The sequence below is a fragment of the Hymenobacter lapidarius genome (genome assembly GCF_001816145.1).
GTDB classification, from domain to species: Bacteria; Bacteroidota; Bacteroidia; order Cytophagales; family Hymenobacteraceae; genus Hymenobacter; species Hymenobacter lapidarius.
Genome location: NZ_MDZB01000156.1, coordinates 1 through 12,021 on the forward strand (window position 1 = coordinate 1; position 12,021 = coordinate 12,021).

A 12,021-nucleotide genomic window follows, 5' to 3' on the forward strand; every position below is an offset into this window, starting at 1 on the left:
GAAACCAGCGTCGGCAACTGGCTGGCCTGGCACTGGCTGGCCTTTGTCGTCCTCTTTTTGCGAAAAATCAACCCAAAACCGACTTTCTAAACAGCTTCTCTATCTACTGACCCGTGATACTGCCGTCGCACGAGCTTTTTTCGTTGCACCAACACTAGTTTCCGTGACCGTTACCCCCCCGAAACACTTCCCCATTCCTATCGCCTATTCGCCCCGCTGGCGTGGCCTCTGGCTGCTGGCGCTGCCCCTGCTGCTGGCCGGCTGCGTGAGCACCAAATCTCCCTACAACCGCGACCAGGTGGCCCGGCGCCTCAAGGCGCGCAGCGGCTACGAACTGGGTGCCGCCCGCACCGCCAACGCCCCGGCCCCCGCGCTGCCCAACCTGCAGGACGGCCTCAGCGAGGACGAAACCGTGAGCCTGGCCCTCACCCGCAACCCCGCCTTTCAGGCCGACCTGAGCGCCCTGGCGCTGGCCCAGGCCGACTTGCAGGACGCCGGCCTGCTGGCCAACCCCGTGCTGACGGGCGTGACGGCCTACGGCACGTCGCCCGTGTTCCTGGCCCTGAACTTCGCCTCCGACCTGCTCTGGCAGCGGCCCGGCCGGGTGGGCGCCGCCCAACTCGAAACCCAGCGCGTGGCCGAAAGCCTGGTGAGCCGCGGCCTCCTCGTGAGCCGCGACGCCCAGGTGTCCTACACCGACATTACCCTGACCGATGAGCGGCTGCGCATTGCCCGCGAGGCCATTACGATGCGGGCCGAAGTGGCGCGCATCGTGCGCGCCCGCTTCCGGGTGGGCGAAGCCAGCGAGCTGGAAACCGTGGCCCCCAGCGCCGACTCGCTGCGGGCCGTGGACGACTTCTACCGCGCCCGCCGCGACGCCCAGGTGGCCCGCCTGCGCCTGTTCGCCACCCTGGGCCTGGATTCGATGAATGCCGATTCCGTGCGGTTCACGGCCGCTCCCGCGTCGGCTACCACGGTGCCGCCGCTGCGCACGCTGCTGGATTCGGCCTACGCCGCCCGGCCCGACTTATGGGCCGCTCGCATCGGCATCGAGGGCATAGCCAAGCGGCTGAGGTGGGAACGGAGCCAGGTGTTTTCCTTCGTGCTCTCGCTGAATGCCCGCCTTAATGACCCCAAGCCCGTGAGCCTGGCCCCCGGCGCGGCCATCGGCCTGCCCATCTTCAACCGCAACCAGGGCCGCATCTCGCGGGTGAAGGCCGAGCTGGAACAAGCCTCCTGGCAGTACCTGGCCCTGCGCCAGACCGTGGGCCTGGACGTGCGCGAAGCCTACGCCCAGTACGAGCAGGCCACCCAGAGCATGGCGCTGTGGGAGCGGAGCTACCTGCCCAGCCTAAGCGACGCCCTGCGCCGCTCCACCAACGCCTTCGTCAACGGCGACTTCCCCTACATGCAGGCGGCCGAAACCACCCGCCAGCTGCTCGACGCCCGCCAGCGCGCCGCCGACGCCCGCGCTGACCAGCGCCGCGCCCTAGCCCGGCTGCGCTACGCCGTGGGCGGCCGCTTCTAACCCTTCGCAATCTTCCTCTTATGTCCTTCCCCAAGTTCGCATCAACCCTGCTGGTGGCCTCCCGCTACCTGGTGCTGACGGCCTTGCTCGGCAGCGCGGCCGCCTGCGGCAAAGCCGAAAAGCCCAAAGCCGTGAGCCCCGCCGAGGTCGAAAACCCGGTCAAGGAGTCCGACCTGACCACCGTGACCATCACCGCCGACGCGGAAAAGCGCTTGGGCATCAAAACCGTGGCTGTTAAAACCGACAACGTGCAGGCCACGCGGGAGGTGGGTGGCGAGATTCAGGCCGTGCCGGGCCAGGCGGTGGCCATTGTGGCGCCCGTGCAGGGCACGCTGCGCGGCGGGGCCGGCCTCACGGCCGGCCAGCGCGTGCGGCAGGGCCAGACGCTCTACCAGCTGGTGCCGCTGCCCGCCGAGCGCGACCTCCTCACCCTCAACCAGGGCACGGCCCAGGCCCGCACCCAGCTGCAAGTAGCCCAGGCCCGCCTGCAACGGGCCGATGCCCTGCTGGCCGACCGCGCCGGCAGCGTGCGCGCCCGCGACGATGCCCGCGCCGACGTGGCCCTGGCCCAGCGCGGGCTGGCCGATGCCCGCGCCCGCCAGGGTGCCGCGAATGGCAATACCGGCGGAGGACAGGCCCTGCCCATCAAAGCTCCGCTCAGCGGGGTAGTGCAGCGCGTCAACGTGGCCCCCGGCTCGGTGGTGACGGCCAACACGGTGCTGCTGGAATTGGCCGCGCTCAACAAGGTGTGGGTGCGCGTGCCGCTGTTCGTGGGCGACCTGCGCCGGCTGGGTAAGAACCAGGCGGTGACCGTGCGGCCCCTAAACGGCGGCGCGGCCCGCCAAGCCCGGCCGGTGGAAGCGCCCACCATCGGCGGCACGGCCGGCACGGCCACGGCCGACGTGTTTTATGAGATTGACAACAACGACGAGGCCTTCCGCCCCGGCGAGCGGGTGGCCGTGGACGTGCCGCTGGGCAACGCGGCCAGCGGCGCCACGAATGGCGCCACAGGAGCCGCGGCCAGCACGCCGGCGTTGACCATCCCGGCTGCCGCGCTGCTCTACGACGCCTCGGGCGGGCAGTGGGTGTACGTGCGCACCAAACCCCTGCAGTACACCCGCCTGCGGGTGGAAGTGCAGCGGGCAGTGGGCGACCAAATCGTCATCTCCCGGGGCGTGAAAGCCGGCGCGGAAGTCGTGACCGACGGCGCGGCAGAACTATTTGGCACCGAATTCGGCGGCAGCCATTAATTCACTGGCTTGAACCCCAAAGCAAAAAGAACGTCATGCTGAGCGTAGCCGAAGCAGCTCGCGCGGGGTAGTAACTCAATCGTGAGGACGGGGCGAGCGAGATGCTTCGGCTACGCTCAGCATGACGGCCTATCATATAATAAAGCTTTAGAAACCAGCGGAATGAAGTGGATAATAGAATCGGCGCTGCGGCTGCGGCTGGTGGTCGTCATCTTGTTTGGCGTGCTGCTGGTGGCGGGCCTGCAGGTGGTGCGCAATACGCCGCTGGATGTATTTCCCGAGTTCGCGCCGCCCTACGTGGAGGTGCAGACCGAAGCGCCCGGCCTGAGCACGGCCGAGGTGGAAGCTCTGGTGAGCGTGCCGCTGGAAAATGCCCTGAACGGCACGCCCGACGTCAAGAAAATCCGGTCCAAGTCGGTGCTGGGGTTGTCGTCGGTGGTGCTGTATTTCCCGCAGGGCATCGACATCAACAACGCCCGGCAGGCGGTGCAGGAGCGGCTGGCGCGGGTGGCGCCCACGCTGCCCGGCGTGGCCCGGCCCCCGGTGATGCTCTCGCCGCTCTCGTCCACGAGCCGGGTGCTGAAAATCGGCATTACCTCGGATAGCCTCACGCAGGTGGAAATGACCACGCTGGCCCGCTGGAGCATCCGTCCGCGCCTGATGGCCGTGCCCGGCGTGGCCAACGTGGCCATCTGGGGCCAGCGCGACCGGCAGCTGCAGGTGCTGGTGAACCCCGAGCAGCTGCGCACCCTGGGCCTCACGCTGGCCGAGGTGGAAAAGGCCGCGGCCGACGCCACCACGCTGGCCGGCGGCGGCTTCATCGACTCGCCCAACCAGCGCCTGGCCGTGTCGCAAACCTCGGCTATCCAGACCGCTGCCGATTTGGCCCAGATGCCCGTGGCGTTTCGCAACGGCGTGAGCCTGAAGCTGGGCGAGGTGGCGCAGGTGGTAGAGGGCTTCCCCGCGCCCATCGGCGACGCCGTGATTAACGACGTTCCCGGCCTGCTGCTCATCGTGGAAAAGCAGCCCGGCGCCAACACCCTGGAAGTGACCCGGCAGGTGGAAGCAGCCCTGAACGCCATGCGGCCCGGCCTGAAAGGACTGGAAATCGACTCGACCATTTTCCGGCCCGCGACCTTCATCGAGATGTCGCTGAGCAACCTCAACAAGTCGCTGCTCATCGGCTGCGTGCTGGTGGTGCTGGTGCTGCTGTTTTTCCTCTATGAGTGGCGCACGGCCCTGATTAGCGCCCTGGCGCTGCCCACGTCGCTGATTGCGGCGGCGCTGGCGCTGCGCTACTCCGGTAAAACCATTGACACGATGGTGCTGGCCGGCCTCATTATCGCGCTGGGCGAAGTGGTGGACGACGCCATCATCGACGTGGAGAACATCATGCGCCGGCTGCAGCTGAACAAGGAAGCGGGCTCGCCCAAAACGGCGTTTGCGGTGGTGTACGAGGCCTCAATGGAAGTGCGCTCGGCCGTGATTTACGGCTCGGTTATCGTGGCGCTGGTGCTGCTGCCCATCTTCCTGCTGCCGGGCTTGTCGGGGGCGTTTTTCCAGCCGCTGGCCTTTGCCTACGTGCTGGCCATCCTGGCCTCGCTGTTTGTGGCCCTCACCCTGACGCCCGCGCTGGCGCTGCTGCTGCTGCCCAAAGCAGCGGAGAAGCAGGCGAAGGACGCGCCGGTGGTGGCCTGGCTCAAGCGGCACTACGCCCGGCTGCTCTCCCCCCTGCTGGCCCGGCCCAGGCGCGTGGCCTGGTCGCTGACCGGCGTGGCCGTGGTGTCGATGCTGCTGGTGCCGTTTTTCGGCCAGGAATTCCTGCCCAACTTCAAGGAATACGACTTTCTAATGCACTGGGTGGAGAAGCCCGGCACGTCCTTGCAGGCCATGTCGCGCATCACGGTGCGGGCCAGCAAGGAACTGCGCGCCATTCCGGGCGTGCGCAACTTCGGCGCCCACATCGGCCGGGCCGAGGTGGCCGACGAGGTGGTGGGCCCGAACTTCACCGAGCTGTGGATTTCCGTCGACCCCAAGGTGGACTACGAAGCCACGGTGGCCAAAATCCAGACCGTGGTGGACGGCTACCCCGGCCTATACCGCGACCTGCTGACCTACCTGCGCGAGCGTATCAAGGAAGTCCTCACCGGCACTTCGGCCACCATCGTGGTCCGCATCTTCGGCCCCGACCTCGACCAGCTCTACACCAAAGCCAAGGAAGTGGGCGCCAAGCTGGAAGGCGTGGAGGGCGTGGTCGACCTGAAAGTGCAGCAGCAAACCCTGGTGCCGCAGATTCAGGTGAAGATTAAGCCCGAGGCGGCGGCCCGCTTTGGCCTGAACCCGGGCACCGTGCTCCAGGCCATCAGCACGCTGGTGAAGGGGCGCAAGGTGGGCGAAATCTACCAGGAGCAGAAGATTTTCGACGTGGCCGTATGGGGCCAGCCGGCGGTGCGCGCCGACTTCGGGGCCGTGCGCGAGCTGCTCATCGGCCTGCCCGGCGGCGGGGCCGTGCCCCTCAAGGAAGTGGCCAACGCACGCATCGTGCCCACGCCCAATGAAATTACCCGCGAAGCCTCCTCCCGCCGCATCGACGTGACGCTCAATGTGCGCGGCCGCGACCTGGGCTCGGTGGCCCGCGACGTGCAGGCGCAGGTCGACGGCGTGGCCTTCGGCAACGGCTACCACCCCGAAATTCTGGGCGAGTACGCCGAGCGGCAGGCCTCGCAGAACCGCATGTTGAGTCTGGTGCTGCTCTCGCTCGTTGGCATTTTCCTGGTGCTCTACACCGACTTCGGCACCGTGCGCCTGGCCACCTTGGGGCTGCTGAGCCTGTTTTTCGCCGTGTCGGGCTGTTTGCTGGCGGCGTTTCTCACGGGCGGGGTGCTGTCGCTGGGTTCCATCGTGGGCTTTATCACCGTGCTCGGCGTGGCGGCCCGCAACAGCATCATGCTGGTCAGCCACTACCAGCATTTGGAGCGCGAGGAGGGCATGCCGTTCGGCAAAGAGCTGATTATCCGCGGTTCGCTGGAGCGGGTGTCGCCCATCATCATGACGGCCCTGACTTCGGTGCTGGCCCTGCTGCCCATCATCCTGGCCGGCAACGAGCCGGGCTCGGAAATCGAGCACCCCATGTCGGTGGTCATTCTGGGCGGCGTGGTCACGTCCACGGTGCTCAACCTGCTGGGCATGCCAGCGCTGTACTGGGCCTTCGGGCGCAAGGCGGGTGCTGAGCTGGTGACACCTGAGCCAGCTGTTTCCTAACTGAGAGGACTGTATCTCTCCTACCCGTTAATGAGGCCGCAGCATAACCGAAGATATGCAGCCGAGCCAGCAGCGCGAACAGTGTAGTTCGCGCTGCTGGCTCGGCTGCATATCAAGCATACAGTAGAATCGATAAGCCGGGGAGACAACTAGCGCACCAGCTTTTCGGGCCATTCCAATACGCCTCCGATTAAGTTGGAGATATACACGAAACTGGCTTGGGTGAGCTGATTGGCAGCCCTGGTTGAGCGGGCCCCGCTGCGGCAGTACACGTAGGTGGGGCGGGTTTTGTCGAGCGCCGCCACGCGCTGGGCAAAGTCGGGCGCAGTTACGTCGATGTTGACTGCGCCGGGCAGGTGGCCGCCGGCAAACTCGTCGGGTCGGCGCACGTCCAGCAGCAGCACCCCCTTTTGGCTCATGGCTTCCGAAAACTGGGCGGGCGTAAGGTTTTTGTAGGCAGTCGCAGGACCCTGGAAGAGAGCAAACAGGGCGAAGAGGGGAAGCAGCAACGTGAAATAGGACATGGGAAATAAAAAAAGCGGCGGGGCAGGCAGCGGGTTATCTGTTGAGGCAAGGCCATGCCTGCCCGCCGGGGTAATGGTGAAAGGGAGTTAATTGAAAAGGCTTTACGGCCCTGCCTAAGTTCATTACTTCAGTGGTGGACAGCGTCAGGGCCAGCGGGCGCGCCTACGGATGACGGCAGCAGCTGGCGCAACTTACCACCACCGGCTTTCCTCAGCCCGGTACACGGAGTAAGAAATAGATTGACGACCTTGCGGCGCCTTATTCAATCGGGGTCTGAAAAACAGCGTCCGGAGCCCAAAGGCAGCACACCAAAGCCGGGCGCTTCGGCGGCCAGCCCCGGGCCCAGCCGCCGAGCAAGGTTGACCGTGCACGGTTTTTTGGTGTAAAATTTCTGTGATTTCTTCTTTACGCCTCTGTTTTGTCAACGCCGCGGGGGCCGTTGGCTTTGTGCCCGACCAGTACGTGTACCTGCACTGCACCGGCACGTCCACGAGCAGCGCCGAGCCTGCGGGGGCCGGGGCCAGGGTGCGCGCCATTTACTAGCTTCCTTACCACTCACCCATGAATCTGCCTCTTTTCCGGTGGCTGCGCATGCGCTTCGACCTTTCCCACGATATGGCCGACCCGGCCGACATTGTGGCCGATGTAAAGGAAGGCATGTCGTTTCGGGGCACCAACCTGTGGGTGCTCATCTTTGCTATTCTGGTGGCTTCGGTGGGGTTGAACGTCAACTCCACGGCCGTTATCATCGGGGCCATGCTCATCTCCCCGCTGATGGGGCCCATCGTGGGCATCGGTTTCGGAGCGGCCACGGTCGAAATCGACCTGATTCGGCGCGGCCTTAAGAACCTGCTTTTTGCGGCTGGTGTCAGCTTGCTGGTGTCGGCCCTGTATTTCCGGCTCACGCCCCTCACCGACGCCGGCTCCGAATTGCTGAGCCGCACCCAGCCCACTACCTGGGACGTGCTCATTGCCCTGTTTGGCGGGGCAGCCGGGGCCGTGGGCCTCACCCGGCGCGAGCGGGGCAACACGGTGCCCGGCGTGGCCATTGCCACTGCGCTCATGCCGCCGCTGTGCACGGCCGGCTACGGGCTGGCCACGGCGCACTGGTCGTTTATGCTAGGAGCACTGTACCTTTTTTTTATCAACTGCGTGTTCATCAGCCTGGCTACGTTTCTGGTCAGCCGCATTTTGCCCCTGCCCCACCACACCTTCGTTAGTCGGCCGCAGGCGCGGCGGGTGCAGCTCATCATCTGGGCCATGGCCCTGCTCACGGGCGGGCCCAGCGTCTACCTGGCGGCGCGCATTGTGCAGCGCACGGTGTTTGTGCACAGTGCCCAGCAGTTTATTGACGAGCAGCTGAACCTGCCCGGCTCCTACGTGGTCACGCGCCGCATCGAAGCCGAAAAAAATACCATCAACGTGCTGCTGGCGGGCCAGCGTCTCACGCGGGCCCAGCTGCGAAAAGCCCGCGCCACGCTGCCCCGCTACCGGCTGCTGGAGTCAAAGCTGGTGGTGCGCCAGGGCCTAGCGCAGCTCGATTCGGCCGACGCCCAGACCATGCGCATCAGCCTGCTGGAAGACGTGCGGAGCCGCAACGAGCAAACCCTGGCCAGCTACGATGCCCGCCTGGCCCAGCTCCAGCAGATGCTTGCCCAGTACGACAGCCCGGACCTGACGGGACTGCCCGCCGCGCCGGCGCTACTGAGCGAGGTGCAGGCTGAGCACCCCACCGTGCGCCAGCTGGGCCTGAGCCGCCTGGTGCAGCCCGCCGCCGACTCGCTGCGGGCCGACACCACGGTAATCGTGGCCGTGCGCACGGTGGGGAAGCTGCCAGCCGACGAGCAGCTGCGGCTGCGCCGGTGGCTGCAAGTGCGCGCCGGCAAACGACGGGTGGTGCAGCTGCTGGTGCAGCCCGCTTCCAAAATGTAATGCCGGCCGAAAGAGGCCAATGCTTTCGGAATTCACGGCCCGGCCGTTGTCTTTCAATAAGCTCAACCATTCCGGCGGAGGGAGGGACGCTGCCGCTGCCTTCTTGCTATTGATAAATACTTTTGAAAATCAGGTGTGTTTTCGAACAAGCTTATTCATCGGCCGGTCATGCTTCGACTGTGCGACTGCCCGGTGAGCACGACACCCTAAACAATAATTTTCAAGTCTGCAACTAGCTTCAATGCTACCATTATGCCCTGCTACATTCCTACGTACTGCCCTGAGCAGGTTGCTGTTTGCGTTCAGTTTATGGGCTAGCCTATGCGCCCCAGCCCTGGCCCAAATACCCGCCCCGACTCGCTGCGGCGCACTGCCCGCGGCTACCCCGTGGTGCCGCACCGGGATACGCTGTTACTGGTGTACACCAAGCTGGGGCCGTTTTCGCCCCGCGAGCGGGCCGCACTCATTGCGGAGAAAGTGCGCCGCCTGGAAGCCGACGTACGCTTTCAAGCCGATTCGCTGCAGCTCTACCCCTCAGAGCAGACCATTGACCTGATGTATGGCGAGCTGGTGGTGCAGAGCATTTCTGAGAACGATGCGCTGTGGATGAGCACGCCGCGCGACTCGCTGGCCCGCCAGTACCGGGCGCGCATCGTGCAGGCCGTGGCGGCCGCGCTGCAGTCGGAAGAAGTAATGCCGGAGCCCACGCCCTTTGTACTGCAAACCAGCCTCGACGATTTTAACGTCAGCTACCAGCTCAACGCCTACACCCGCGAGGCCAGCCGGCAGGCCGCTATCTACTCGCGCATTCACCAGCACATTCAGGACCAGTTCAACGCGGCCGGGGTCGAAATTATGTCGCCCCACTACCGCGCCGCGCGCGACGGCAGCCACACCACCGTTCCGGCCGACTACCTGCCCCCGGGTTACCAGGCGCCACCGTTTCGGGTAGAGCGGCCGGAATAGTTAAAACGCTTGGGCTAGTACCAAAAGGCATTCTTGTTTGTCTTGTATCTTCTTCAAAAACCAGCAAGGCCATGCCTTCCGCTTTGGTCTGCGCCAGGGCTTTATTGCGCCTGTTCTTCGCCACATCCAACCCCGGCTCACTATTCAGCCGTAGGACAGGCATTTTCCTCTACGTTCCTGCATGACCGATATCCAACGCGCGTTCACCCTTTTATCCGGCAAGCTGGTGCGCTGGCTGCAGCAGTTTATTCTGCTGCTGCCCAACCTGCTCATTGCCCTGGTAATCCTCGTGGCGACGTGGTATTTGGCGCGGCTGGTGCGGCAGCTCAGCGTGCGGGTACTGCCGCGCATGTCGCAGCACGCTACCCTCAACAACCTGGTGAGTACCACCGCCTACGTGGGCGTGCTGCTGCTGGGGGTGTTTTTTACCCTGGAAGTGCTGCAGCTGGAGAAAACCGTGACCTCGCTGCTGGCCGGCGTGGGCATCATTGGCTTGGCGCTGGGCTTTGCGTTTCAGGACATTGCGGCCAATTTCATCAGCGGCGTCATCATCGCGGTGCAGCGCCCTTTCATTGTGGGCGACGTCATTGAAACCGACAAGTTTTTCGGCACCATCGAGAGCATTAACCTGCGCACCCTCGATTTGCGGCAGGTGACCGGCGAGCTGGTGCGCGTGCCCAATCGCAAGGTGGTGGAAAGCGCCGTGACCAACTACAGCGTGACCACCCAACGCCGCGTGGACCTGGAATGCGGCGTGGGCTACGATTCTGACCTGGAGCAGGTGCGCGACACGGTGCTGGCCGCCATGCACGACTTCCCGAACCTGGTGCCCGGCCGGCCGGTGGAGGTCATGTTCACGGGTTTCGGCGACAGCGCCATCACGTTTAAGCTACGCTTTTGGATTCCCTACCAGAAGCAGGTGGAGTACGTGGGGGCCAAAAGCGAGGCCGTCATGCGTGTCAAGCGCGCCTTCGATGCGGCCGGCATCGTTATTCCCTTCCCCATCCGCACCCTGGACGTGTCGCCCGCGTTGCTCGACCAGCTCAGCCAGCGCCTGCCGCCGCCACCGACGCCTCCGGACCAGTAGAACAGCCCCGCAGCCGGCTACCCAAACCGCAGTAGTAGAACCCTCTTATCTTTTCGCATGGATTTATTTACCCTGATTACATTACTCATTGTGGTATCGGCCCTGTTTGCCTACCTCAATACCCGGTTTCTGAAGCTGCCCGATGCCATTGGCATCATGGTGGTATCCCTGGCCTTTTCGCTGGTAATACTGGGGCTGGGCGCCATGCAGCCCACTTGGTTTACCCTCACGCGCGAGACCGTGGCCAGCATCGACTTCGACCGGGTACTGTTCGACGTGATGCTGAGCCTGCTGCTCTTCGCCGGCGCCTTTCACACCGACGCGGCCCAGCTGCGCGTGGAGCGCCGCTCGGTGATGCTATTCTCCTTCGTAGGCGTATTGCTGAGCACGTTTCTCATTGGCACGGGGCTGTATTACATCAGCCACTGGCTGGGCTTTGAGATGGGCTACGCCATGTGCCTGCTGTTTGGGGCGCTTATTTCGCCCACCGACCCCATTGCCGTGCTAGGCATTCTGGCCCGCCTCAAGCTGCCGGAAAGCGTGAAATTGAACATCGTGGGCGAGTCGCTTTTCAACGACGGCGTGGGGGTGGTGGTGTTTGCCACCATCTACCGCATTGTGTTGGGGGGGCCCGACAGCATTGGGGCGGGCGGCATTGCGCTGCTCTTTTTGCAGGAAGCCGGCGGCGGGGTGCTCTTCGGCTTGGTGCTGGGCTACGTCCTCTACCGGCTGCTGCGCTCCATCAACCACTACCAGACCGAGGTGATTCTGACCCTGGCCGCCGTGATGGGCGGCTACCTACTGGCCCAGCGGCTGCACGTATCGGGCCCGCTGGCCATGGTGGTGGCGGGCCTGCTCGTGGGCGACCGGGCCCGGCAGGACGCCATGAGCCACCAGACGGAGGAGTATGTAGACAAGTTCTGGGAACTCATTGACGCGATTCTCAATGCCCTGCTGTTTGTACTCATCGGCGTGGAGCTGCTGGTTATCCAGCTCGATGACTCGTATTGGGTTATCAGCGGCGTATCCATTGTGCTGGTGCTGCTGGCCCGCTACATTGCCGTGTGGCTGCCCTACCGGCTGGCCCGCCGCTGGCTCACGCTCGACAGCAAAGCGCCCATCATGCTGACCTGGGGCGGGCTGCGCGGCGGTATTTCGGTGGCGCTGGCGCTATCCATCAGCAACGAAGTACCCTACAAAAGCCTCATCGTGGCCATTACCTACGCCGTGGTGGTGTTCTCCGTCATCGGGCAGGGCCTCACGCTGGAGCGCCTCATCCGGCGGCTCTACCCAGACGGCGCCGCCGAGCCGGAGGACAAGCCCCAGTAATCATTGGCCCACGCCACTGGTATACGCCACAGGCCAATCAGTTTAGAACCTATCCGAATAGGGATTAAGGAAGTGGTACTTTAGCGGCATGGCCACGACCCAAGAATTCACGATTTCCGATACGCTCTGGATGCGCCTCTCGC

Annotated in this window: 9 protein-coding genes; 8 read left to right on the forward strand and 1 reads right to left on the reverse strand. The window is 64.5% G+C overall.

Going from position 1 to position 12,021, the window contains the following annotated elements; translation table 11 throughout:
• Window positions 1-163: 163 nt before the first annotated feature.
• The 3 genes from BEN47_RS18225 to BEN47_RS18235 all read left to right on the forward strand — a co-directional run bounded on the left by BEN47_RS18225 (window position 164) and on the right by BEN47_RS18235 (window position 6,039).
• On the forward strand, window positions 164-1,528 hold the full coding sequence (locus BEN47_RS18225) for a TolC family protein (protein WP_070730495.1): 1,365 nt from the start codon (window positions 164-166) through the stop codon (window positions 1,526-1,528).
• 20 nt (window positions 1,529-1,548) lie between these two features.
• A complete protein-coding gene (locus BEN47_RS18230; protein ID WP_070730497.1) occupies window positions 1,549-2,778 on the forward strand; it encodes an efflux RND transporter periplasmic adaptor subunit in 1,230 nt (409 codons plus the stop codon).
• Between the two features lie 162 nt (window positions 2,779-2,940).
• Window positions 2,941-6,039 carry an efflux RND transporter permease subunit gene (locus tag BEN47_RS18235; RefSeq protein WP_070730499.1) on the forward strand — a complete coding sequence of 1,033 codons (3,099 nt, stop codon included), beginning with the start codon at window positions 2,941-2,943 and terminating at the stop codon, window positions 6,037-6,039.
• A 149-nt stretch (window positions 6,040-6,188) separates the two neighbouring features.
• Here the strand turns inward: BEN47_RS18235 and BEN47_RS18240 are convergent, their stop codons facing one another.
• Entirely contained in the window at window positions 6,189-6,563 is a 375-nt protein-coding gene (locus BEN47_RS18240) for a rhodanese-like domain-containing protein (RefSeq protein ID WP_083322573.1), read from the reverse strand.
• Between the two features lie 394 nt (window positions 6,564-6,957).
• Between BEN47_RS18240 and BEN47_RS21590 the strand changes: the two genes are divergently transcribed.
• From BEN47_RS21590 to BEN47_RS18260, 5 genes are all read left to right on the forward strand, one after another.
• The gene (locus tag BEN47_RS21590; RefSeq protein ID WP_158011093.1) at window positions 6,958-7,107 is read left to right on the forward strand and encodes a hypothetical protein; all 150 of its coding nucleotides are present in this window, start codon (window positions 6,958-6,960) and stop codon (window positions 7,105-7,107) included.
• 18 nt (window positions 7,108-7,125) lie between these two features.
• Window positions 7,126-8,496 carry a DUF389 domain-containing protein gene (locus BEN47_RS18245; RefSeq protein ID WP_070730501.1) on the forward strand — a complete coding sequence of 457 codons (1,371 nt, stop codon included), beginning with the start codon at window positions 7,126-7,128 and terminating at the stop codon, window positions 8,494-8,496.
• A 321-nt stretch (window positions 8,497-8,817) separates the two neighbouring features.
• The gene (locus BEN47_RS18250) at window positions 8,818-9,462 is read left to right on the forward strand and encodes a DUF8459 domain-containing protein (RefSeq protein WP_070730504.1); all 645 of its coding nucleotides are present in this window, start codon (window positions 8,818-8,820) and stop codon (window positions 9,460-9,462) included.
• 181 nt (window positions 9,463-9,643) lie between these two features.
• Window positions 9,644-10,549, forward strand: coding sequence for a mechanosensitive ion channel family protein (locus BEN47_RS18255; RefSeq protein ID WP_070730506.1), 906 nt, complete (start codon window positions 9,644-9,646; stop codon window positions 10,547-10,549).
• Between the two features lie 57 nt (window positions 10,550-10,606).
• Complete coding sequence (locus tag BEN47_RS18260) at window positions 10,607-11,878, forward strand: cation:proton antiporter (RefSeq protein WP_070730507.1); 1,272 nt, start codon at window positions 10,607-10,609, stop codon at window positions 11,876-11,878.
• The last annotated feature ends 143 nt before the right edge of the window (window positions 11,879-12,021 follow it).